20 protein-coding genes are annotated in these 21,954 nt (G+C 71.2%); 8 read left to right on the top strand and 12 right to left on the bottom strand.

The genetic code is table 11. The features are described from left to right. The first annotated feature begins 237 nt into the window (after positions 1-237). The 3 genes from ACFRU2_RS24315 to ACFRU2_RS24305 all read left to right on the top strand — a co-directional run bounded on the left by ACFRU2_RS24315 (position 238) and on the right by ACFRU2_RS24305 (position 3,537). Entirely contained in the window at positions 238-1,863 is a 1,626-nt protein-coding gene (locus tag ACFRU2_RS24315; protein WP_382975519.1) for a molybdopterin-dependent oxidoreductase, read from the top strand. A 111-nt stretch (positions 1,864-1,974) separates the two neighbouring features. After that, on the top strand, positions 1,975-2,628 hold the full coding sequence (locus ACFRU2_RS24310) for a fasciclin domain-containing protein (protein ID WP_382975517.1): 654 nt from the start codon (positions 1,975-1,977) through the stop codon (positions 2,626-2,628). A 282-nt stretch (positions 2,629-2,910) separates the two neighbouring features. Beyond that, positions 2,911-3,537, top strand: a complete 627-nt coding sequence (locus tag ACFRU2_RS24305) for an RDD family protein (RefSeq protein WP_382975515.1) — start codon at positions 2,911-2,913, stop codon at positions 3,535-3,537. A gap of 55 nt (positions 3,538-3,592) precedes the next feature. Here ACFRU2_RS24305 and ACFRU2_RS24300 read toward each other — a convergent pair whose 3' ends face one another. Further along, positions 3,593-4,429, bottom strand: coding sequence for a serine protease (locus tag ACFRU2_RS24300; RefSeq protein WP_382975513.1), 837 nt, complete (start codon positions 4,427-4,429; stop codon positions 3,593-3,595). 264 nt (positions 4,430-4,693) lie between these two features. Between ACFRU2_RS24300 and ACFRU2_RS24295 the strand changes: the two genes are divergently transcribed. Continuing rightward, positions 4,694-5,746 carry a LacI family DNA-binding transcriptional regulator gene (locus ACFRU2_RS24295; RefSeq protein ID WP_382975511.1) on the top strand — a complete coding sequence of 351 codons (1,053 nt, stop codon included), beginning with the start codon at positions 4,694-4,696 and terminating at the stop codon, positions 5,744-5,746. An 83-nt stretch (positions 5,747-5,829) separates the two neighbouring features. Here the strand turns inward: ACFRU2_RS24295 and ACFRU2_RS24290 are convergent, their stop codons facing one another. The 7 genes from ACFRU2_RS24290 to ACFRU2_RS24260 all read right to left on the bottom strand — a co-directional run bounded on the left by ACFRU2_RS24290 (position 5,830) and on the right by ACFRU2_RS24260 (position 11,164). Then, complete coding sequence (locus ACFRU2_RS24290; RefSeq protein WP_382975509.1) at positions 5,830-6,171, bottom strand: TcmI family type II polyketide cyclase; 342 nt, start codon at positions 6,169-6,171, stop codon at positions 5,830-5,832. A 20-nt stretch (positions 6,172-6,191) separates the two neighbouring features. After that, positions 6,192-6,671 carry an SRPBCC family protein gene (locus ACFRU2_RS24285; RefSeq protein ID WP_382975507.1) on the bottom strand — a complete coding sequence of 160 codons (480 nt, stop codon included), beginning with the start codon at positions 6,669-6,671 and terminating at the stop codon, positions 6,192-6,194. Position 6,672: 1 nt separating this feature from the next. After that, positions 6,673-6,930 (bottom strand): phosphopantetheine-binding protein, encoded by a 258-nt coding sequence (locus ACFRU2_RS24280; RefSeq protein ID WP_250743221.1) that lies wholly within the window; start codon positions 6,928-6,930, stop codon positions 6,673-6,675. An 18-nt stretch (positions 6,931-6,948) separates the two neighbouring features. Further along, positions 6,949-8,184: a ketosynthase chain-length factor gene (locus ACFRU2_RS24275; RefSeq protein ID WP_382975505.1), complete on the bottom strand. Its 1,236-nt coding sequence runs from the start codon at positions 8,182-8,184 to the stop codon at positions 6,949-6,951. Beyond that, entirely contained in the window at positions 8,181-9,455 is a 1,275-nt protein-coding gene (locus ACFRU2_RS24270) for a beta-ketoacyl synthase (protein WP_274546619.1), read from the bottom strand. Before ACFRU2_RS24270 ends, ACFRU2_RS24275 begins: the two co-directional genes overlap by 4 nt. Next, a complete protein-coding gene (locus ACFRU2_RS24265) occupies positions 9,452-9,898 on the bottom strand; it encodes a cupin domain-containing protein (protein WP_243333070.1) in 447 nt (148 codons plus the stop codon). Before ACFRU2_RS24265 ends, ACFRU2_RS24270 begins: the two co-directional genes overlap by 4 nt. A 138-nt stretch (positions 9,899-10,036) precedes the next feature. Beyond that, positions 10,037-11,164 carry a SchA/CurD-like domain-containing protein gene (locus tag ACFRU2_RS24260; RefSeq protein WP_382975502.1) on the bottom strand — a complete coding sequence of 376 codons (1,128 nt, stop codon included), beginning with the start codon at positions 11,162-11,164 and terminating at the stop codon, positions 10,037-10,039. A 287-nt stretch (positions 11,165-11,451) separates the two neighbouring features. On the opposite strand from ACFRU2_RS24260, the gene ACFRU2_RS24255 reads away from it, so the two are divergent. Further along, positions 11,452-13,092 carry an FAD-dependent oxidoreductase gene (locus ACFRU2_RS24255; protein WP_382975501.1) on the top strand — a complete coding sequence of 547 codons (1,641 nt, stop codon included), beginning with the start codon at positions 11,452-11,454 and terminating at the stop codon, positions 13,090-13,092. Positions 13,093-13,187: 95 nt separating this feature from the next. Here ACFRU2_RS24255 and ACFRU2_RS24250 read toward each other — a convergent pair whose 3' ends face one another. Continuing rightward, a complete protein-coding gene (locus tag ACFRU2_RS24250) occupies positions 13,188-13,451 on the bottom strand; it encodes an acyl-CoA carboxylase epsilon subunit (protein WP_382975499.1) in 264 nt (87 codons plus the stop codon). 229 nt (positions 13,452-13,680) lie between these two features. Between ACFRU2_RS24250 and ACFRU2_RS24245 the strand changes: the two genes are divergently transcribed. Further along, entirely contained in the window at positions 13,681-14,040 is a 360-nt protein-coding gene (locus ACFRU2_RS24245) for a DUF6204 family protein (RefSeq protein ID WP_382975497.1), read from the top strand. A 45-nt stretch (positions 14,041-14,085) separates the two neighbouring features. Here ACFRU2_RS24245 and ACFRU2_RS24240 read toward each other — a convergent pair whose 3' ends face one another. Next, a complete protein-coding gene (locus ACFRU2_RS24240; protein WP_382975495.1) occupies positions 14,086-14,757 on the bottom strand; it encodes a DUF4360 domain-containing protein in 672 nt (223 codons plus the stop codon). Positions 14,758-14,973: 216 nt separating this feature from the next. Between ACFRU2_RS24240 and ACFRU2_RS24235 the strand changes: the two genes are divergently transcribed. Continuing rightward, complete coding sequence (locus ACFRU2_RS24235) at positions 14,974-16,788, top strand: galactose oxidase-like domain-containing protein (RefSeq protein ID WP_382975493.1); 1,815 nt, start codon at positions 14,974-14,976, stop codon at positions 16,786-16,788. A 12-nt stretch (positions 16,789-16,800) separates the two neighbouring features. On the opposite strand, the gene ACFRU2_RS24230 is transcribed toward ACFRU2_RS24235, so the two are convergent. Both ACFRU2_RS24230 and ACFRU2_RS24225 read right to left on the bottom strand, forming a co-directional pair. After that, on the bottom strand, positions 16,801-20,193 hold the full coding sequence (locus ACFRU2_RS24230; RefSeq protein ID WP_382975491.1) for a CARDB domain-containing protein: 3,393 nt from the start codon (positions 20,191-20,193) through the stop codon (positions 16,801-16,803). A gap of 287 nt (positions 20,194-20,480) precedes the next feature. Further along, on the bottom strand, positions 20,481-20,978 hold the full coding sequence (locus tag ACFRU2_RS24225; protein WP_382975489.1) for a hypothetical protein: 498 nt from the start codon (positions 20,976-20,978) through the stop codon (positions 20,481-20,483). A gap of 1 nt (position 20,979) precedes the next feature. On the opposite strand from ACFRU2_RS24225, the gene ACFRU2_RS24220 reads away from it, so the two are divergent. Beyond that, on the top strand, positions 20,980-21,756 hold the full coding sequence (locus tag ACFRU2_RS24220; protein ID WP_382975487.1) for a DNA-binding response regulator: 777 nt from the start codon (positions 20,980-20,982) through the stop codon (positions 21,754-21,756). The last annotated feature ends 198 nt before the right edge of the window (positions 21,757-21,954 follow it).

Below are 21,954 nucleotides of genomic sequence, written 5' to 3'. Positions count from 1 at the left end.
AACGGGGCGGCGGCGGGCCGGTGGTCCTCCGGATCGGCGGGGAGTGGGTCGCCACTCCTGAGCGCCGCCGGGCCCGGAGGACCCGCGCGGGCGGCGGCTGTCGGCGCCGCCGCCCGCGTGCGGGGGGGGCAACACGGGCATTCAGCCCTGGCCCCCCTCCCCCGCGCAAAGGTCAACACACCAACGGATGTTCACGTGATCGGATGACCGACCCATCCGGGAGGGATCCCGTGCCGAATGAGGGTCGTGAGCATCAACCGAAGGACAGTCGAGCACGGCGCCCTCGCCGCGGCGAGCGGTCTGCTGGCGGGATACGCGGCCCTGGCCGCCGCCGAGCTGACCGCCTCCCTGGTCCGGCCGCAGGCGGGACCGGTCACGGTGATCGGCGGCGCGGCCATCGACCGTACTCCGGCGGCGCTCAAGGATTTCGCCATCCGTACCTTCGGCGAGAACGACAAGCTGGTCCTCCGGCTCGGCATCCTCGCCACCGTCGCTCTCCTGGCGGCCCTGCTCGGGGTGTTCGCCCTGCGCCACCGCCGTACGGGGGCGGCCGGGGTACTCGCCTTCGGCGTCCTCGGTGCGGCGGCCGCCCTCGGCCGGCCCGACGCGGCCGGAGCGGGGGACGCACTGCCCTCGCTGGTGGGGGCGGTGGCCGGGGCGCTGGTGCTGTACCTGCTGGTGGGCAAGGTGGGCGGCGGCGCCGCCCGGCCCGCCGGAGCCGGAGCCGGAGCCGACGCCGACGACACCGCCACCGACACCAACCCGCCCGCCGCATGGAACCGGCGGGGCTTCCTCCTCGCGGCAGCCGTCACCGCGCTCGCCTCCACCGGTGCCGGCGCCCTCGGCCGGGCCCTGACCGGCCGGCGCGGCCAGGGCGCCACCGCCTCCCGCGCCGCCGTGCGCCTGCCCGCTCCCGCTTCGCCCGCCGCGCCGGTCCCGGCGGGGGCGGCCCTGCGGATCCCCGGGGTCAGCGCCTTCACCACACCGAACAAGGAGTTCTACCGTGTCGACACCGCCCTCGTGGTCCCCAAGGTCGACGCCGACACCTGGCGGCTGCGCATCCACGGCAAGGGCGTCTCCCGCCCGCGCTCCTACTCCTTCGCCGAACTCCTGCAACGCCCGCTGATCGAGCGGGACATCACCCTCACGTGCGTGTCGAACGAGGTGGGCGGCCCCTACGCCGGCTCCGCGCGCTGGCTCGGCGTACGCCTGTCGGACCTGTTGCGGGAGGCGGGTGTTCAGGCACCCTCGCGCGGCGGACGGGCCGACCAGCTGATCGCGCGCTCGGTGGACGCGATGACGCTGGGCACCCCCGTCGAGGAGGTCATGGACGGCCGGGACGCGATGCTGGCCGTCGGCATGAACGGCGAACCGCTCCCCTTCGAGCACGGCTTCCCGGTCCGGATGGTCGTACCCGGTCTCTACGGCTACGTCTCCGCCTGCAAGTGGATCCGGGAGATCGAGCTCACCACCTTCGACTCCTACGACCCCTACTGGGTCAAGCGCGGCTGGGCCCGCCGGGCGCCGATCAAGACGCAGGCCCGGATCGACACCCCCAAGCCCTTCGCCCGGATCCCGGCCGGGACCGTGACGGTCGCCGGGGTGGCGTGGGCCCAGCACCGCGGCATCGAGCGGGTCGAGGTCCAGGTCGACGACGGGCCGTGGCAGGAGGCCTCGCTCGCGGCGCAGGCCACCACCGACACCTGGCGCCAGTGGTCCTTCGACTGGAAGGCCTCCTCGGGCGGCCACCGTCTGACCGTCCGCGCCACGGACGGCCGGGGCGAGGTCCAGACCGAGCTGCGGACCCGCACCATCCCGGACGGCGCGAGCGGCCGGCACGGCGTCTTCGTCACGGTCGGCTGACCGAAGCGACCCCGGTTCCGCACCACTTCACACACTTCCCCCTTTCCCCTTTCCCCTCTCCCTTCCCCATTCCGCATTCCTGATGCACCAACCCCTTCCCTGGAGAACACCATGAACACCCTTCGTTTCCGCCGTACCGCCCTCGCCGTCGCCACGGCAGCCGTACTGCCCTTCGCGCTGGCCGCCTGCTCCGACTCCGACTCCGGCAAGGACTCGGCCTCCGGTGCCAACGCCGCGGCGAGCGCCGACACCTCCTCCCCGGCCGCGGACGCCTCGGCGCCGATGACCGCGGACGGGCCCTTCGGCGCCGCGTGCGCCGGTGTCCCGAAGGAGGGCGCGGGCAGCTTCGACGGCATGGCCAAGGACCCGGTCGCGACCGCCGCGTCCAACAACCCGGCACTGTCCACCCTGGTGGCGGCCGTCAAGCAGGCCGGGCTCGTCGACACGCTCAACAACGCCAAGGACATCACGGTGTTCGCGCCGACCAACGACGCCTTCGCCAAGATCCCGAAGGCCGACCTCGACAAGGTCCTCGCCGACAAGGCCACCCTCACCAAGATCCTCACGTACCACGTGGTCGGCGAGAAGCTGACGCCGAAGCAGTTGGAGAACGGCTCCTTCACCACGCTGGAGACCGGAAAGGTGACCACCGCCGGCTCGGGCGAGTCCTACAAGGTCAACGGCACGTCCAACGTGGTCTGCGGCAACGTCCCGACCGCGAACGCCACCGTCTACATCGTGGACACGGTCCTGATGCCGAAGTAACCGTGGCTCCGGACCGGTGACCCGCACGGGCGCCGGTCGTTGTAGAAGCGGTCAGCGAAGTGGCCCCCGGAGTCCCGGACCCGTCTTCAGGGTCCGGGACTCCATGCTGCGTTTACCGGCCCATCACTTGGTCGGCACATGGGGCGGCGGATTGGACAAGTGGTCGATGTTACTAACACCATGGCCCCGCAAGTTCGCGGCTGCGCAGGGGGGCAAACCGCTCGTTTCCAGTCCCTCCGCACGGACCGCTCGTCCCCGCCACACCCCTGGAGAGACTCCGCCATGAGCTTCGGCGACCCGAACAACCCCTACGGCCAGCAGCAGCCCCCGCAGGGTCAGCCCGGCTACGGCTACCCGCAGCAGGCACCGCAGGGCGTCCCCCCGCAGTACGGGTACCCGCAGCAGCCCGTCGGCGGCGTCCCCCCGCAGCAGCCGTACGGTGCCTACCCGCCGGCCGGCATGCCGCCCATGCCGGGCGCCGGAATGCCGCCGCTGGCGCACTGGGGCCTGCGCCTCGGCGCGACCCTCCTCGACGGTCTGATCATCGCCGGACCGATGTACGCCCTCGGTTTCATCGACCTCGCCATGAGCGACGACGCGGGCGCCTCCGGCCCGGGCGTCTTCTTCCTGATCGGCTGGCTGTACGCCGTCGGCATGGGCATCTTCCAGCTCTACAAGGAAGGCTCCACCGGCCAGTCGATCGGCAAGAAGGTCGTCGGGATCAGCGTGCGCCGCGAGGCCGACGGCAACGTCCTCGGCTTCGGCATGGCCTTCGTCCGCAAGCTGGCGCACTTCCTCGACAGCATCGCCTGCTACCTCGGTTACCTGTGGCCGCTGTGGGACGCCAAGAAGCAGACCTTCGCCGACAAGGTGTGCAGCACCGTCGTCATCGTGGTTCCCAAGGGCTGACACGCCCTGACGTCGGGGCCCGTCCGGATTCCGGGCGGGCCCCGACGCGTTCACGCTACGGCTTGGGGAGCGTGCAGCCGGGGCGGTTCAGGTCGATCGTGTTGCCGGGGCCCACGCAGGGGACGACGATGTAGGTCTGCTGCGCGTAGTTGATGCCCTGCCGGACCGTCACGGCTCCGCTCTCGGAGACCTCGCACGGGTTGTTCACGGTGCAGGACCCGCCGTCCTCGTTGCCCGTGTTGTTGACGGCGACCACCTTGCCCGTCGCCGTGTCGATCACCGGGGAGCCGGAGGTGCCGCCGATGGTGTTGCAGGACGAGGTGTAGCGCAGGGAGTCCTTCCAGGTCCACTCGCCCTCCTTGAGGCGGTAGGCGAACCCGTCGACGTTGCAGCTGTAGGTGCGCTTCCAGTACCCGGACACCACCTTGATCGCGGTCCCCTGCACCGGGTGGGCGTCGTTCAGGGTGAGCGCGCTGATGCCGTACTGGCTGCTGATCTGCGCGTAGGTCTTGGTCAGCTGGTAGATCGAAATGTCCGTGTCGGTCATCGTGGCGTACGAGATCTTGCTCGCGCGCAGCGTCGCGACCTTGGATCCCGAGGCGTTCAGCAGCGAGAAGGAGCGGCTGGACGCCTTGTCCTTGACGACCTGTCCGGCCGCCGGCATGCCGGACTCCAGACAGTGGCCGTTGGACAGGACGAGCGCGGGGTCGGACGGCAGCGAGTTCGGCACGCGGACGACGGAGCCGGAGCAGTTGCTGAGCGCGACCGTACCGGCGAAGTTGACCGCGACGGCGGGTGCGACCGTGTCCCGGGGTGCCTGGGCCACGGCCGGCGAGGCCGCCGCTCCGGTGAGGAGCAGGGCGAACGCGGCGCCGGCGAGAGGCTTGTTCATGTGGGGGTTCCCCTCTGGGTGACAATGCGACCGAAGATCCTTCGGTTGTCATGCGCATTGTTAGGACCCGGGGTCCAACTCACAAGAGGGCCTTGGTAGTTCAGGCTTCGATGGAACGGCCGTAATCGGACTTGCGGCGCCGCCCCCTCGGCTGCCGTGAGAGCGCTCTCAGCGATCCCGGCGGTACGGGTTACCCTGCTGTCCGACAGGGCCGGGGCCCCTAGGGCCCGGGCCGCCGACCCCGGACACGCACGAGGAGCGCCCGTGACCGAACAGGTTCCCGCCGGCCGGCCCACCCTGGAAGCGGTGGCGGCGCGCGCCGGGGTGTCCAGGGCCACCGCGTCCAGGGTCGTCAACGGCGGCGACGGCGTCCGTGCGCACTTGGCGGAGAGGGTCCGCGCAGCCGTCCTGGACCTCGGCTACGTGCCCAACCATGCGGCCCGCACGCTGGTCACCCGGCGCACCGGCGCGGTCGCCGTGATCATCGCCGAGCCGGAGATCCGGATCTTCTCCGACCCCTTCTTCTCCCGGCAGATCCGCGGCATCAGCAAGGAACTGACCGCGCACGACACGCAGTTGGTGCTGCTCCTGGTCGAGCACCGCGGGGACTACGACCGGATCGAGCGGTACCTGGCGGGCGGTCACGTCGACGGCGCGCTCGCGTTCTCGCTGCACACCGACGACCCGCTGCCCGCGATCACGCGCCGCATCGGCATGCCCACCGTCTACGGAGGGCGGCCCGGCTGGACCGGGCAGGCCGACGGAGCCGCGCCCTACGGTCCGCTGTCGTACGTCGACGCCGACAACCGCGGGGGCGCGCGCGAGGCCGTACGGTACCTGCTGTCCCGGGGGCGGCGGCAGATCGCGCACATCGCCGGGCCGCTGGACCAGACGTCGGCGACCGACCGGCTCGACGGGTACCGGGACGTGCTGCTCGACGCGGATCCGGCGCTGATCGCCGAGGGGGACTTCACCCCGGCGGGCGGAGCTCGGGCGATGGCCGAACTGCTGGAGCGCTGCCCGGATCTCGACGCGGTGTTCGCCGCGAACGACCTGATGGCGACGGGCGCCCTGGGCGTGCTGCACGAGCGGGGCCGGTCCGTGCCGGGGGACGTGGCGCTGGTCGGCTTCGACGATGCCGAACTGGTGGCGGAGAGCGCCGATCCGCCGCTGACGACCGTGCGCCAGGACATCGAGGGCATGGGGCGCCTGATGGTCCGGCTGCTGCTGCGGTCCCTGGACCCGGCGCAGGGATCGCACCGGGTGCCGGGATCCGTGATCACCCCGACCTCGCTGGTGCTGCGCGGCTCGGCCTGAGGGGCGGTGGCATGGTGGCGGGCCCCGCACCCGGGTGGGTGCGGGGCCCGAGGCCTGCCGGTGGCGCGGGTCGCTCCGTACGGCTAGCCCGTACGGGAGGCGCCCGGGCGCTCCCAGCGGTAGAACTCCTGGGCCATGGCGTCCTTGGGGCTGCGCCAGGTCTCCGGGTTGTGCGGGCTGACGTAGGCGGTGAGCCGGTCGCTGAGATCCCGGAACTCCGGGTGGCCGGTCACTTCGGCGATGGCCGGGCCGGGGGGCCGGTCCGATTCGATGAAGTGCATGTACACGTCGCCGAACTGGAAGAGGCTGCGGCGGGTGACCCCGACGAGGTGCGGCAGCTCGCCCGCGTCCGAGGCCGCGAAGAGCTCGGCGATGTCGGGGGCGGACTGCGGCGCCATGCGGGCCACGATGAGAGCGCGGTGCATCCGGTGTGCTGCCTTTCGTCTCAGACGCGACTGGCCGCGGGCGTGCGGCTCTCGCGTTCGCGCTGTTCGATCTTGTCCCGGATCAGTTGCAGCTGGACCTTGGAGTTGCGGTTGATGTTGTCGGTCATCCAGGCGTCGTCGACGGGTGCCTGCGGCTTCATCGCGAAGTCCTGGGTCCACACCATCCGGGTGCCGCCGGGGACTTCGAAGTACTGCCAGTGGATGTCCATGTGCTCGAACGGGCCGGTCTCGACGCGGCGGGCGCGCACGGTGCGGGTGACGGGGTCGGGGGTGCGTTCGGAGACCCAGCTCCACACGGTGCCGTTCTCGTCGGGGTGCATGGTCAGGCGGAAGCGGGTGGTGGGCCCGTCCTCCTCCAGGACCTCCAGCGAGGCGTACTCGCTGAACAGCCCGGGCCAGCTGGGGAGATCGTTGGTCATCTCCCAGACGGTCTCCATGGGCGCCTTGACGACGATTTCGTTCTCGGTGTGTCCTGTCATCTCAAGCTCCGGTCATCAGGCTGGTGTTGACGAGGTCGAGGAACTCTTTGGGGGTCTTGCAGCGGTCCGCGTCGGTGGGCAGGGCCCGGCCGCGCTGGTTCTCCAGCAGCCCGACGATGCCGAGCAGGCCCAGCGAGTCGAGGCCGTAGTCGTCGAACAGGGAGTCCGGGCGGTTCTTCATGTCGGCCGGGTCCACGGTGATGCCGGCCCCGGACTTCATCAGGGCGGCCAGCTCCTCGACGGTCAGTCGTTCGGACATGAGCGGCTCCTTCTGTCTCTAGGAGGGGATTTTGATGACGAGCGCGGCGTTGGAGCCCATGAGGCCCCGGCTCAGTACGAGCGCGGTGCGCAGCTGCGCCGGGCGGGCGCTGCCGGTCACCACCTCGAGGTCGTGGCACACGTCGAACACGTTCGGCGTGGGCGGGACGATGCCGTGCTCCAGGGCGAGGACCGCGGCGGCGGTGTCCAGGGCGGGGGCCGCGCAATAGGCCCGGCCCGTCCCGGTCTTGGGCGCCGTGACCGGCACCTTGCGCCCGTGTGCTCCGAGGGCGGAGACGATCGCGGCCGCCTCGGCCCGGTCGGCTTCCGGGGTGCCGAGCGCGTCGGCGAAGACCACGTCGACCTCCTCGGGGGCGCAGCCCGCGTCCCGCAGGGCGCCCTTGATCGCGTGGGCCAGGCCCTCGGCGGAGGCGTCGGCCCGATCAGGGTGGTGCGGGCCGGTGAAGGTCGCCGCGTGCCCGGCCAGGAGGGCCCGGACGGAGGCGCCGCGGCGCAGGGCCGTCTGCTCCTCCTCCACGAGGAACATCGCGCCGCCCTCGGCGGGGACGAAGCCGCAGGCCTTCTCGGTGAAGGGCCGGTAGGCCCGCTCGGGGTCCTCGTGGGTGCTCAGGGCCTCGTAGCCGAGCTGGCAGACGATGGAGTACGGGGCCAGGGGCGCCTCGGTGGCTCCGACCAGCATGGCCTTGCTGCCCTGGTGGATGGCCCGGGCGGCGTGCGCGAAGGCGTCGAGGCCGCCCGCCTCGTCGGCGGCGACGACCCCGCAGGGGCCCTTGAGGCCCCGGCGGATGGAGATCTGCCCGGTGCTGGCCGCGTAGAACCAGGCGATCGACTGGTACGGGCCGACGTAGCGCGGTCCCTGACCCCACAGGTGCTGCAGCTCGCGCTGGCCGAACTCGCCGCCGCCCGATCCGGCTGCGGTGACCACGCCGACCGAGAAGGGGTCGTCCTCGTAGTCGGCCCGGCCGAGCCGGCCGTCCTCCAGGGCGAGGTCGGCCGCGGCGAGGGCGTGGTGGGTGTAGCGGTCGGTCTGGACGAGGTAGCGTTCCTCGACCATGGAGGCCGCGTCGAAGCCCCGTACCTCGCCGGCCACGCGCAGCGGGAGGTGTTCGCAGCCCTCCCGGGTGACGCGGCCCAAGACCGAGGCGCCCGACTCGGTCGCCTTCCAGAAGGCCTCGGCGCCGATGCCGTTGGGCGCGACGACTCCGATGCCCGTGATGACCGTACGGACGCTCACGAGACCACCTCCTCCTTGGGGCGGGTCATGACGACCGCGGACTGGAAGCCGCCGAAGCCGCTGCCGACGGAGAGCACGTTGCGCAGTGTGCGTTCGCGGGCGACGCGCGGCACGTAGTCCAGGTCGCATTCGGGGTCGGGGGTCTCGTAGTTGGCCGTGGGAGGGACGACCTGGTGGGTCATCGCCAGGACGCAGGCGGCCAGTTCGATCGCCCCGATGGCGCCGAGCGAGTGCCCCACCATGGACTTGATGGAGGTCATCGGCGTCTTGTAGGCGTGGTCTCCCAGGACCTTCTTGACCGCCGCGGTCTCGTGGCGGTCGTTCTGCTTGGTCCCGGAGCCGTGCGCGTTGACGTAGTCGATGTCGCGGGCGTCGGTGCGGGCCTGGGCGAGGGCGGTTTCGATGGCGCGGGCCATCTCCAGGCCCTCGGTGGTCAGCCCCGTCATGTGGTGGGCGTTGCCGAAGGTGGCGTAGCCGCCGATCTCGCAGTAGACGGTCGCACCGCGCGCGCGGGCGTGTTCCAGCTCCTCGAGGACGAGGACGGCGCCGCCTTCGCCGAGGACGAAGCCGTCACGGTCGGCGTCGAAGGGCCGGGAGGCGTGGGCGGGGTCGTCGTTGTTGGGCGAGGTGGCCTTGATGGCGTCGAAGCAGGCCACGGTGATCGGCGACACGGGTGAGTCGGAGGCGCCTGCGATGCAGACGTCCATCTTGCCCTCGGCGATGGAGTGGAAGGCGTAGCCGATGGCGTCGAGCCCGGAGGTGCAGCCGGTGGAGACGGTCTGGACCGGCCCTCGGGCTCCCGTCTTCTCCGCGACGGCGGAGGCCAGGGTGGCCGGGGTGAAGGCGCGGTGCAGATGCGCCGAGGCGAGCCGGTGGTCCACGTCCCACCAGTCGCCCGACTGGCTGACGGCCACGTAGTCGTGCTCCAGGCGGGTGGTGCCGCCCACGGCGGTGCCGAGGGAGACTCCGGTGCGCCAGGCTTCGTCCGTGGTGAGGTCGAGTCCGGCGTCGCGCACCGCCTCGGCTGCGGCGACCAGCGCGAACTGGATGTACCGGTCCGCGCGGGCCGCCTCGTCGGCGCCGAGGCCGTGTGCGGCGGGGTCGAAGTCGACCTCCGCGGCTATCCGGGAGCGGAAGCCGGTCGGGTCGAAGAGGGTGATGCCACGGGTCGCCGTACGCCCGTTGGAGAGGAGCTCCCAGAAGGCGGAGGCGCCGATCCCACCGGGGGCGACGACGCCGACCCCGGTGACGGCCACGCGTCGGCGGGTCACGAGACCGCTCCCGCGCGGTCCGGGGGCCGCTCCCAGGCGGAGCCCTCCGGGTGGACGGCCTCCTCCGTGTCCACGTGCCCGAGCTTCGGGTCGGGGGCGAGCGGTCCGAGGTGGAAGACCATGCGGGCCTCGGTGCCGCCGACGTTGCGGAAGCGGTGGCGCACGTTCATCGGGACCAGGAGCCCCTGGTCGGTGAGGAGCGGGTGGGCCTCGCCGTCGAGGTCGACCTCCAGCTCGCCGGCGACCACGTACACGAACTCCTCGGAGTACGGGTGGTAGTGCTCGGCGATGTGCTCGCCCGGCGCCATGACGGCCAGGCCCATGAAGCCGCTGGTGCAGCCCACCGAGGTGGGTGTGAGGACGGCCCTCAGGTCGCCGCCGCGCCGCGTGTTGGGCTGCGTCTCGCTGAGGTCCACGATGTGCGGTGGGCGTTGTCTGGTCATGACGGGGGTTCCTCCTGGCGGTGGGGATCCTGGACGGGGCTGATGGGTGGGGGGTCCAGGGATGAGGCGTCCGGAGACGGGGCGTCCGGAGAGGAGTGGTCCGGGGGGGTGCGGGCCGGTGGGGAATGCCGCTGCGCGTCAGCGTTCGGCGGGGGCCCTGCGGTCGGTGATCAGGCTCATGGTGTGGCGGACCGCGGAGGCGGCTCCGTCGGAGCCGTCCGGGCTGCTGACGGGCCCTGCCATCAGGCGGGCGAGGACGGCCGCCTTGCGCGGGCCCCGGATGCCGAAGGCGGTTTCCAGCCCGGCGCCGTGCGGGCTGCGCACGTCGATGAGGCGTACGACGATGTCGTCGCGCTGGAAGATGCTGCTGCTCACGGTCGGGGCGTCGGACCGGTGGGCGGCTTCCTCGTCCTGCCGGGCGAGGAACCGGGCCAGCGCCGGTCCGCAGCCGGGCTTGGCCGGGTAGAACAGCGCGTGGCGCCGTACGTCGGAGCGGTCGACTTCGCCGGCTTCGCGCGCGGCGACGTGGTGGACGGCGGGGAGTGCGGCCCGCATGAAGAACATCCGGGCGGACTCGGGGTCGCCGAGGTCGCGGTCCTGTTCCAGGTAGGGGTTGATGGCCTCTTCGACGGCCCGTACCTCGGGCTGTTCGGAGACGTGCCGCAGGGCTGACATCAGGTCGCCGCGGACTTCCACGGTACGGACGACCCGGTTGCCGTGCATGAAGAGCGAGGTCCGCAGGAGCCGGGTGTGTCCGTCCACCTTCGCCTCCGGGGAGGCGTAGCTGGAGAGGAGTGCGGCCACCTGCTTCTCGCTGCCGGGCTTGACCGTGAAGGTCAGGGCGTGGCGCACGACGCCGGCGCCGAGCCGGGGCGATTCCTGCAGCCGGGCGCCCGTGGGCCGCTGCGCGTCCTGGTAGCCGCGGCCGGTCTCGCGCAGGACGGTGTACTTGAGCGGGCGCATGGCGCGGGCGCAGGCGCCGAGCGGGCGCACCTGCTCGGCGTGGTGCTCGCTGTTGACCCAGGCGAGGTACTGCGGGGCGCTCTCCCACTCGCTGGTGATGAGCCACTGCGAGGGGTTCTCGAAGGACTGGCAGAGCTGGTCGCTGATGTGGCCCGGTTCCGACGCGATGTCGTGGCGCAGTTGCTCGTACGCCTCGAAGAACCGCTGCTGGGCTCCTTCGTGGAGGTCCATCAGCAGGACCACCCGGAGCATGGATCCGTCGAAGGCGGACTGTGACACCCGTTCGGACAGGGTGGTCGTCATCTGCTCACTCCTTCGTGAGGGCCCTGGGGGAGGGCGGGGATGTGCATCGCGTACGGACCCCTCGTCCGTCATCGGCGGTGACCGCCCCGGACCGGCGGCCGTCGCGGGGACGGCAGGCCGGCGTGTCTTCGGGGGAACCGCTGTCGCTCATCGTCATCCGGGTGGGGACGTACCGCTACATCTCCGGATCAAGCGGGTGACAACCGGCGTATCTCCTGGGCTTGGGCGGCGATCGGGGGCATAAAAGAGTGCACTCCCCCCACACAGAATTCAGGAGCTCGCAGCTGATGGAAGACACGGCAGATGTTCGCGTACCGGTTCTCGTCGTGGGCGGCTCCCTCGTGGGTCTGTCCACCTCGCTGTTCCTGAGCCGCCACGGCATCAGGCACCTGGTAGTGGAGAAGCACGCCGGCACCTCGGACCACCCGCGTGGGCGCGGTATCAACGCCCGGACCATGGAGTTGTTCCGGGTGGCCGGGGCGGAGGGCGCCATCCGGCAGGCGGCGTCCGCGCTGGAGAACAACATGGGCATCCTGCAGACGGAGTCCCTGCTCGGCGGCGACCACAAGTGGCTGGTCAAGGCCATCGACCCGTCCGGAGCGCTCAGCAAGTTCAGTCCGACCGGCTGGTGCGTGTGCAGCCAGAACAACATCGAGCCGATCCTCGCCGCGCAGAGCCGCGCCCAGGGCGCCGACGTGCGGTTCTCGACCGAGCTGATGAGCTTCGACCAGGACGAGACCGGGGTGAACGCGCTGGTCAAGGACCGGGAGACCGGTGAGCACATCACCGTGCGCGCCGACTTCCTGATCGCGGCGGACGGCCCGCGCAGCCCCGTGCGCGAGCAGTTGCGCATCTCCCAGACGGGCAGCGGCGAGCTGTTCCACAACGTCAGCGTCACCTTCCGCTCGCGCCGGCTCGTCGAGGTGCTGGGCGATCTGCGGTTCATCGTCTGCTACCTGATGAAGCCGGGTGCGGACGGGGCGCTGCTGCCGGTGGACAACGACACCCAGTGGGTGTTCCACCTCCCCTGGCACCCGGACCAGGGGGAGACCCTGGAGGACTTCACCGAGGAGCGGTGCAGGGAGCAGATCCGGGCCGCGATCGGCGTGCCGGACCTGGACGTGGAGATCGGCGGAAAGGCCCCCTGGCACGCGGCGGAACGGATCGCCGAGCAGTACTCCGCCGGTCGGGTGTTCCTGGCCGGCGACGCGGCCCACGAGATGTCCCCCACCGGGGCGTTCGGCTCCAACACCGGCATCCAGGACGCGCACAACCTGGCGTGGAAGATCGCGGCGGTCCTGAACGGATCGGCGGGCGCGGGATTGCTGGAGACCTACGGGGCCGAGCGGCACCCGGTGGCCGTGGCGACCGCCCAGCGCGCCTCGGCCCGATCGGCGGAGCACAGCCACCCCGGGTACGCGCCGCCGCCCACGATGGGCGGCGGACCGGGCAGCGGGGTCCTGACGACGGCGATGGCCTACGCGTACCCGAGCGGCGCCTTCGTCGGGGGGTCTCCGGACCGGCCCGTCATCCCGGAGGGGATGCGCATGACGGGCGAGCCCGGTGCGCGGGCCCCGCACATGTGGCTGACGCGGGCGGACGGCGAGCGGGTCTCCACGGTGGACCTGTACGAGCGCGCCTTCGTGCTGCTCTGCGGTGCGGGCTCGCCGTGGCGGGCGGCCGCGGACCGGGTGGCCGAGCGGCTGTCGGTGAAGCTGGACGCTTATGCCATCGGGTCGGCGAGTGCTTCGGGCACCGATCTGGTGCAGGAGGAGGGCTCCGACTGGAGCGAGGTGCACGCCATGTCCGAGGCGGGCGCGGTGCTGGTGCGGCCCGACGGATTCGTCGCGTGGCGCTCGCAGGGTCCGGTGGGCGACCCCGAGGCCGCGCTGTCGGAGGCCCTGTCTACGGTGCTGCACCGGGCCTGACCGGCCCGTACGCCGATTGGTCCCCCTGCCGCCGGCCCGTGAGCGGGCCGGGGGCAGGGGCGTTCATGGGGGCTGCGGACCCGTGCCAGTCCGCGTCAGCCGCAGGCCCAGCAGCCCGCCCAACAGCCGGAGCCGTGGTGTGCGGGGCGCCTGCGGCGGGCGGCCCCGGCGGGGGCCGTTCCCGCTCCGGGGGCCGGTTCCGCTCCGGCGGAGTTGCGGCGGGCGAAGCAGGCGACGACCACCGCGATCGCGGCGAGTTCCTCGGGGGCTGCCACGCCCTTCTCCACGCGGATCAGGCTGGCCATCGGGGGCGTCTGGGCTATCGGAGCGTCCTTCAGCATCGGCTCGGCCTCTCGCACAGGCGGATAGCAGGACCCCCCTCGCGGAATCCGAGGACTCCGGACGCTGCCGACGCTAGCGGGGCGCGACACGCCCGGCACGCCGGGCACTTGCGCGAAACCCCAGGTCGCAGCCGCGCCGACCGGGTGACGCCGGGGTCGCGGAGGTCGCGCGCCGATTGGGCCGTCGGAGTGGCGGGCCCCGGAAATCCCGGTGCGGGAGGCTCGGAGTCCGGCCTAGGCTGACGGGATGAGCACCCGCACCTTCCGCATCACCGTCCGGGGGTCCTTCGACGGCCTCACCGAGGAGCAGCGCGCCGCGCTCCTCGCGGACGCGGCCCGGCACGACATGCTGACGGCCGAGTTCACTCCCGAGGGGCACCTCACGTACGACGTGGCGGCCCGGCCCTTCTTCACCTTCCGCTTCCTGGCCGAGGGCGAGGCCGAGGAGGACATCCTGGACGCGACCGCCCACGCCGAGCTCGCCGCGGAGACCTGGCTGACGGAGCACGGGTACGGCTTCAAGCGGCTCAGCTCGCAGGCCCAGGACCTCACGCTGGCCCCCCTGAGCAAGCGGCAGCGGCAGGCGGCCGCGCGGGGCGACTCCTGAGCAGGAGCCCCGCACGGCCGCCCGTGGGAAACGCGCCGAGCCGGCTCAGCGGGCCGGGCACTTCTTCCAGGAGAAGTGGTACACGCTGTTGATGCTGCCGTCGGTGGAGTCGAGCGCCATGTAGCTGGTCGTCGACGGGTCCGAGGTGCCGACTTCGGCGCGCAGTTCGGTGTTGATGTTGAAGTTGCGCAGTTCGCCGCAGGGGGCGAAGACCAGGGCCTCGATGCCCGTGGTGTCGGTGGCCTGCCAGTTGTCGTCGAGCCTGCCCTGGAACTTGTGGGTGCGGTAGTCGGTCTGCTTCATGCCCTGGAAGTAGTAGCTGGCCTTCTGGGTGCCGATCGCGCCCTGCTGGAGGCTGCCGAATCCCCGGTAGTCGACCTGGGCGACGGCGTAGGTGTATCCCTGCGGGACGTGGACGAGCAGGGAGAGCAGACAGTTCTTGCGGCCGTCGGTCGGGGCGCTGTTGCCGCCCGCCATGGCCAGGTATTCGCTGTAGGTGACGGTGAAGGCCGAGTTGTCCTCGGCCACGGCGACGGTGGCGCTGCCCGGACGGCAGCCCGAGCCGTTGACCGTGGCGACGTCGACGGTCACCCGGTCTTCCGGCGCGGCGGGGGCCGCCGGGCCGCCCGCCGCCCCGGCGGCGGAGGCGGGCAGGAGGGCGAGGAGGCCGCCGGTCGCGAGGACGGCGCCGAGCGCGGTGCGCAGTGTTCTGATCACCCGGCCATGGAAGCGGTCCGTACCCCGCCGATCGGTGAACGGGTGCGCGGTCTCACTCCGATGGCCGGGCACTTTCACCGGAGAAACGTTCGGGCAGCCCCTCGGGGAGGGCCGATCGGCTCATCGGCGGGGTGCCGAGCACGTGGGGTGCCCCGATTCCTCCCGGTATTTCCTATGATGAGCGCCCTACGGAACCGCCCGCGCCGAGGAGCCCCCATGCGCCGCCTGCACCGGTCCGCCCTGCTCTCCGCGACCGCGGTCGTCTGCGCCCTGGTCCTCGCGGCCGCGGCGCCCGCCGCCGGAGCGCCGGGACACGGAACGGACGGCGGTACCGATCCGGCCGAAGCCGCCGTGATCGGCGTCGGCCACGCGCGCGCCCACGCCGAGCTGCGCCGGGCGACCAAGGGCGCCGTGGAGTACCCGCAGTCCCGGCGGAACGCGAGCCTGGCCTCGCTCGCCGCCTCGCAGCGCGATGCCAACTCCGTCTTCCGGGCGGCGGTTTCGGGTCGGTTCACCGAGTACTTCCCCTCCCCCGACTTCGGCGTGCACGTCGCCCAGCTGCCCACCGGCAAGGTGCTGCTCTTCTCCTTCTCGCGGGTGGAGACCGACCCCACCAAGGAGACCGGGCCCACGGACCGGATCGGACCGTCGAACGCGGGCCGCGCCTATCTGTGGGATCCGGCGAAGGGGACCGGTGGGCGGGCGTTCAAGAAGGTCACCCCGCCCGTCGTGCTGATGCCCGACGGGACGCACGCCCCGCGCCCGGCCCCGTTCTTCTGTGCCGGGCACTCCTTCCTGCCCAACGGCATGCTGGGGGTGTTCGGCGGCAACACGGGAGGCAAGGGCGGCAGCGGAGCGAAGCTGTCCTTCGTCTTCGACCCGTGGACCGAGGGCTGGTACCGCAACCGCGATATGGCGGTGGGCCGTTGGTACCCGTCGGTGGTGACCGGCGCGGACGGCCGCCAGATCATCATGTCGGGCCAGTCGGAGCGCGGGACGGGGACGCCCACCCCGGTGGTGGAGCGGTTCCCCGCGCTGGGGCAGCCGGTGCCCTGGCGCCCGTACGACATCCCGCTGGACTTCTCGGTGCAGCGGATGCGCTCCGACGCGCCCTTCCGCAACGACTACCCGCACCTGTTCTCGCTGCGCGACGGCATGATCTACGGCCTGGGGCGCGACGCCGACCAGCAGTGGCTCTTCGACCCGCGCGCGGAGACCCGTACGGACCTGCCCAGACGGCCCGCCGACTTCCGGGGCTACGGCTCCGCCGTGCCGCTGCCGGCGGGGTTCCGCGGGCCCGACTCGGTACTGGTGCTGGGCGGGGATCCGCTGGACCCGAACACCTACCGGCTGTCGGGCGGCGCCTGGACCACGCAGGAGCCGCGCGCCTTCGGCCGGACCCAGGACGACACGCTGATCCTGCCGGACGGCACGCTGCTGACGGTCAACGGGGCCAAGGACACGAGGGATTACGGGTTCGGGCCGTTCAACCCGAAGGCCGACCTGAAGTTCCGCCAGACCGAGCTGCGGGGTGCGGACGGCCGGTGGAGGCTGGGGCCGGCCCAGCGGCTGCCGCGGGGCTATCACTCCAATGCCCTGGTGCTGCCGGACGGCCGGGTCATGGTCACCGGGGACGAGCTCCAGCAGATCGCCAACGACCCGGACATCAAGGACGGCATGGACGGCTCGATCGAGATCTACGAGCCCGCCTACCTGCACCGGGGAGCCCGGCCCGTACTGGACCGGGTCCCGGCGGGCGAGATCGCCCATGACGCGGAGTTCTCCGTGGAGAGCTCGACGGCCTCTGGTGTGCGGCGGGCCGTGCTGCTGGCGCCGACCACCGTCACCCACGCGGTGAACACCAGCCAGCGCCATCTGGAGCTGCGGATGACCGGCGTCCGCGGCCGCACGATCGGGCTGCGGGCGCCGGCCACCTCGGCCGACGCCCCGCCCGGGTACTACATGCTGTTCCTCCTCGACGCGAAGGGTGTCCCCGGCACGGCGAAGTGGGTCAAGCTCGGCAAGCGGTGAACCCGCCCGCCGTCAGCCCCCGTTGATCAGGAACTGCGATCCCGGTTCGATCAGGATGTTGCCCTGGGCGGATCCGGTGATGGTGACGTTGGACAGGGTGGCGTTGCCGCGTGCTCCGCCCATGGCCAGGATGCCGGACCCGTTGTTGGACTTGTCGATGGTCACGTTCGTGATCTTGACGTCGGCCATCACCCCGCCGCCGGTCTTGAACTGGATCCCGTCGTAGGTGGAGTCGTGGATGTCGGTGTCGCGGATGACGACCCCCGGGATGGGCAGGTTCGACGGGAACAGGGTGATCGCGCCGAACTCCTGGTCCTCGTTCCAGAACGCGCCGCCGGTGCGGAAGAGACCGTTGCCCGCGATCAGGGTCTGCCCGGAGAAGGGCAGCGGGTCGTGGTCGGTCGCCAGCATGATGCCGGGGTAGTTCATCGTGTCGTAGATCAGGTTGTTCTCGATGGTGTTGCCGTAACCGCCGTAGATCGCCACGCCGTTGGCGCGCCAGGGCAGCTGGATGGTGTTGTTGCGGAAGTGGTTGTCGTGGCCGATGTCGACGGACTGGTCCTTCACGTACTTGCTGGACCACACCGCGAGGGCGTCGTCACCGGTCGTGCGGAAGGAGGAGTTGAAGACGGTGGAGTTGCGCGTGCCGTTGGCGAAGTTGATGCCGTCGGCGTAGGTGTCGCGGATCCGCATGCCGTTGAACTCGATGCCGTCACCGGGTCCCCACAGGGCCGGGATGTTGTCGTAGTCGCGGCCGACCCAGACACCGACGTTGGCGTGCTCGATCCACACGTTGGTGATCTTCGTGTTCTTGCCGAAGCGGCCGTTGAGGCCCACGCCGCCCTCGGCGTTGCCGTCGCCGCCGCGGATCCGGCCCGAGCCGAAGATCGCGATGTCGGAGATCTGCGTGTTGTCGTCGATCTCGAAGCCGAAGTTGCCCTCGTGCGGGTGGTTGATGCCGCCCGCGTTCTGCGGCTCGGTCAGCGTGTAGAGCTGGGAGTGCCACATGCCCGCGCCGCGGATGGAGACGTTGCTGATGCCCACCTGGTTGAACTGGCCCCGGTTCAGCGGGTCGTCGGTGAGGATCTTCTGCTCCTGGCGCCACTGGCCCTGCGGGATCCAGACGCAGGCGATCTGCCCGTTCTGGTCCGCCGTCACGGCCTTCTGGATGGCGAGCGTGTCGTCGATCCCGTCGTTCGGGATCGCACCGTAGTCGGTGATCGAGGTGCACTCGGCGGGCTTGGGCGCCGCGGGGGCCACCTGCTCCAGGTCGATCAGGTCGATGACGTAGTACGAGGCCGTGTCGCCCGCGTCGCGCTGGAGCCGGAAGGTCGTACCGGGCGGGTAGCTCTGCGCGAGCAGGGCGTGGGACTCGTCGAAGAGCCTGCGGGCGTCGCCGCCGGGGGTGTTGGTCAGACCCTCGGGGCTGTCGGTGCTGCCGTAGAGCCAGCTGTGCTTCGAGGAGAGGTTCAGCTTCTGGGCGAAGCTGCCGTTGACGTACAGGCTGATCGTGGCGTCGGCGCCGCCGCCGTTCGCGGCGTCGGGGATCGAGTTGCGCACGACGATGGAGTTGGCCTGGTTGGTGGAGGTGAACTGTACGTACTGGCCGGCGGAGGAGAGGCGTACGGACTCGCGGCCCGAGGACTCGGTGGCGAAGTTGGTGTGCCCGAAGGTGCGCTTGGCGTCGCTCTGCAGCAGGGTGCCGGTGTAGCTGCCGGCCTCCGCCTCGTACTCGGTGTACGGGAGCGCCGCACCGCGGCCGACGACCACGGCCCGGGAGACGCTGTTGTTGGTCTCGTTGGTCTCGGCGACGAGACCGGTCCCGTCGGCGGTGGCGGTGAGGGTGGCTCCGCCGCTGACCGCCGTCCAGGTGCCGTTGATCGGCACGTTGACGGTTTCACCGGCGGCGATCGCCGGGGTGGGGCCGTTCAGGGTGGTGGCGCCGGCGACTAGCCGGGTGACGGTGCCCGCGCTCACCGCGGCGGTGCCCCGGTTGCGCACGGCCACGGTGAAGGAGACCGGGGCGCCCACGGCCGGGTTGGCCGGGTTGCTGGTGATGGAGAGGGCCTCCAGGTCGGGGCCCGGTGCCTGGCCGACGACGAGCTTCGCGGCGGCCGTGCGGCTGTTGTTGGTGTCGTTCTGCTCGGGGACGGTTCCGGCCGGGTCGACGACGGCGGAGACGGTGTAGCTGCCCTGCGGGCGCTTGCCGACGGAGACGGGGACGGTGGCCGAGGCTCCGGCGGCGAGGGCGCCGACCGGGGCGCTGCCGGCGACCGCACCTTCGAGGCTGACGTTGACGGTGGTGGCCGGGGAGGCGACCGTACCGGCGTTGCGGACGGTCGCGTTGACCGTGACGGCGTCGCTCTCGGAGGGGGCGGCCGGGGACCAGGCGAGGTCCGTGACCGTCAGGTCCGGGTTCGGAGCGGCGGCGCCGATGACCTGGAACTCGGCGGCCTGACCGCCGCCGGCCCCGGTGTTGCCGGAGAACTTCAGCTGGACGTCGGCGAGGCGGCCGGTGACGGGGACCGTCACGGTGTTCTGGTTGCCGCCCGGGCTGAAGGCGTAGTCGGCTCGGGCCTTCAGGGTGGTGAACCCGCTCGCCGACTGTTCCCGGCCCAGGACCTCGAAGCTCTGGGTGCGGTTGCCCCAGGCGGGGTCGGGGTTGAGCTTGAGGACCACTCCGGTGACGTCGGCGTTGGAGCCGAGCTTCACGGTCAGCGTGGACTGCTGGCCGCCGGCCTCCCAGTAGCTGGCGACGCTGTCGTCGTTGGCGTTGGCCGCGACGAACGACTGGGTGGTGGAGGAGGCCTCGATGGGCTTGCCCTTGGCGAGGTTCACGCCGACGGGGGGCGTACCCGGGTCCCCGGGATCGCCGGGGTCACCGCTGCCGTTGGCGGAGTACACCTCCAGCTCGGATATCTGCGCGGCCTGCCAGCCGGTGTTGGAACTGACGCTGACCCGCACGTAGCGGACCGTCGCCGCGGTGAACCCGATGGTCACCGTGTTGGACTGGGCGGGGTTGAACGCCCGCCCCGCCGAGGCGGACAGGGTGGTGAAGGTGTTCCCGTCGGTGCTGCCCTGCACGGTCAGCGTCTCGGTGCGCGCCTCCCAGGGGGCGGGCAGCTTCAGCACCACCTGGTCGACGGCCACGCTGCTGCCGAGGTCCACCTGCACCCAGGTCGGGAAGGTGCCCGAGGGCCCCTCCCAGTACGAGCCCTGGTTGCCGTCGGTGACTCCCGGGGCCCCGTACCCGCCGAGGGATCCGCTCGCACTGACCGACTTGCCCAGGGCGATGTTGGGTCCGCCCGCGGCGGCCGCGAAGGTGACGGGGAGAAGCCCGACCGACACCAGCCCCGCGACCACCGAGCCGGCCACCATCAGCCGACCGCTTTGCTTCCATCTCATGCTGTCCTCTGTTCCATGAGGGGCCCCGGCCCGACGCAGCCGCGCCTGCCGCAAACTTGCGTAGCGTTATTAATTTTTTGAGTGATCTGGTCGCAGTTATGCGGCCATGGCGCCACAGGTTTCTAGCAGATGACGACTTTGTCAACGCTTCGCGCACAGAGGGGAGTTCGGAGGGGGTCTCGGAGGGGCGTAGGCGCGTGTGACGACGAGCTGCGTCGTGAGCAGCAACTCCGGCGCAGGGTCCGGGCCGAAGGGGCCGCGTACCGCCAGGCGGCGCCGCCAAGGGCCTAACGGGTTGCGGCCTCTTTGCGTTCGCGTCGCCCGGGGCCGTCCGGATCTGCCTCTGTCCTGTCGATGCGTTTCATGGAGCCGCCGGGACGGGCCGCCCCCTCTCCACCACGGCCGTCAATCTCGAGCCGTGCTTCGTCGCCGACGCACCCCGGTGCCACGACCTTGCCTGGGACGACGGAGAAGAAGATCTCGATCTGGTTCGTCCAGGAGGCGTGGTAGGCCGGCGCGCCGCCGCGCTGACATTCGTGGTTGACGCGCATCGCCCGAGCCTGCCCGGGTGCCAGGGTCGGGTGGCAGCGGCAGCGGGCCTGAACGGAGGTCCTCTCGTCCGCGGAGATCACGTACTCGTCCTCGCCCAACGGGGCACCGTCGACGGTACGGGCATACAGGTCCATCGCATGTGCGGCCTTGGTGCGGAAGTCCGGGTCGCGGATGAGGATCCAGGACCGGTACTGCCAGGGCTTGAGCGCGTCCTCGCGCAGCCAGCGGCGCACCGTGGACGCGGAGACGGTATCGGTGATCCCGCGTGCGGCCAGTTCGGCGACCTGCGCGGGGGTGAACCGTGCGGGGCTTCAGCCGCTTACGCTCGGCAGCGGTCGGAGATACCGGACTGGCGGCGACCATGGGCAATGGGGGGAAGGTCCGCCTTCGGAGTCGGCCAGTCAGCCCCGCAGGTCAGCCAAGTCCGCCGAGTTCCTGTGCGGCGCCCGGGATCTCAGGACCTGGTCACAACCGCAGGCCAGGGAAGCGATCCGCAACCGGATGCGAGCCACGGGCTCCTCCGACTTCACCTCCCGAAAGCTGCTCAGCCCGGTCGCCCTTGCCGACGAGGAAGCCCGCGCGCACCTGCAGATGGTGCAGAGCAAGGGCACTTCCGTTCGGATCAGCAGCTCGCCGATGCCGCACGAGACCATCCTCATCGACCGGCGAGTGATGATCCTCGCCGGCCGGCACACCCCCACCGGCCGCGAATACACCGTCACGACGTCACGGACCCTGGTCGACGGCGTCCACTCGCTGTTCCAGGCGATCTGGGACACCGCCACCGATCTCAACGCCTACCTGCGTGGCAACGGCCCACACCTCGACACCGACGGACGCGTGATCCTCCAATCACTCGCATCCGGAATCACCGACGCATCGGCGGCCAAACAACTCGGCATCTCGCTACGCACCTACCGGCGACGCGTGGCCGACCTGATGGCCAAACTCGAGGCCGACTCCCGATTCCAGGCCGGTCTCCGTGCAGGCGAGTTGGGGATACCTCGCTGAACAGTGGCGATCGCCCCCTCTTCCTTCAGCGGCCCACGCACCTCTGCCGCAATCGACCACCGTGTCAACCCTCGAAGGATTTACGAGTTCGACCACTAAGAACTGCCAACAGAGTGATCAACTGCCGAACGAGACCCTGACGTTTGCCGCATCATGTCAACGTCGACGGTGAGGGGTGTTCGTGGGTAGGTGGGAGAT

This window comes from Streptomyces sp. NPDC056883 (genome assembly GCF_042788835.1).
Taxonomy (GTDB): Bacteria; Actinomycetota; Actinomycetes; order Streptomycetales; family Streptomycetaceae; genus Streptomyces; species Streptomyces stoeckheimensis.
The sequence above is the reverse complement of the archived record's forward strand: the minus strand, read 5'-3'. Positions and strand labels throughout refer to the sequence as shown.

What these genes read in the sequence shown, in the direction of transcription:
- ACFRU2_RS24315 (WP_382975519.1), top strand. Translation starts at nt 238, where the DNA reads ATGAGGGTCGTGAGCATCAACCGAAGGACAGTCGAGCACGGCGCCCTC.
- ACFRU2_RS24310 (WP_382975517.1), top strand. Translation starts at nt 1,975, where the DNA reads ATGAACACCCTTCGTTTCCGCCGTACCGCCCTCGCCGTCGCCACGGCA.
- ACFRU2_RS24305 (WP_382975515.1), top strand. Translation starts at nt 2,911, where the DNA reads ATGAGCTTCGGCGACCCGAACAACCCCTACGGCCAGCAGCAGCCCCCG.
- ACFRU2_RS24300 (WP_382975513.1), bottom strand. Translation starts at nt 4,429, where the DNA reads ATGAACAAGCCTCTCGCCGGCGCCGCGTTCGCCCTGCTCCTCACCGGA.
- ACFRU2_RS24290 (WP_382975509.1), bottom strand. Translation starts at nt 6,171, where the DNA reads ATGCACCGCGCTCTCATCGTGGCCCGCATGGCGCCGCAGTCCGCCCCC.
- ACFRU2_RS24285 (WP_382975507.1), bottom strand. Translation starts at nt 6,671, where the DNA reads ATGACAGGACACACCGAGAACGAAATCGTCGTCAAGGCGCCCATGGAG.
- ACFRU2_RS24280 (WP_250743221.1), bottom strand. Translation starts at nt 6,930, where the DNA reads ATGTCCGAACGACTGACCGTCGAGGAGCTGGCCGCCCTGATGAAGTCC.
- ACFRU2_RS24265 (WP_243333070.1), bottom strand. Translation starts at nt 9,898, where the DNA reads ATGACCAGACAACGCCCACCGCACATCGTGGACCTCAGCGAGACGCAG.
- ACFRU2_RS24260 (WP_382975502.1), bottom strand. Translation starts at nt 11,164, where the DNA reads ATGACGACCACCCTGTCCGAACGGGTGTCACAGTCCGCCTTCGACGGA.
- ACFRU2_RS24255 (WP_382975501.1), top strand. Translation starts at nt 11,452, where the DNA reads ATGGAAGACACGGCAGATGTTCGCGTACCGGTTCTCGTCGTGGGCGGC.
- ACFRU2_RS24245 (WP_382975497.1), top strand. Translation starts at nt 13,681, where the DNA reads ATGAGCACCCGCACCTTCCGCATCACCGTCCGGGGGTCCTTCGACGGC.
- ACFRU2_RS24235 (WP_382975493.1), top strand. Translation starts at nt 14,974, where the DNA reads ATGCGCCGCCTGCACCGGTCCGCCCTGCTCTCCGCGACCGCGGTCGTC.
- ACFRU2_RS24230 (WP_382975491.1), bottom strand. Translation starts at nt 20,193, where the DNA reads ATGAGATGGAAGCAAAGCGGTCGGCTGATGGTGGCCGGCTCGGTGGTC.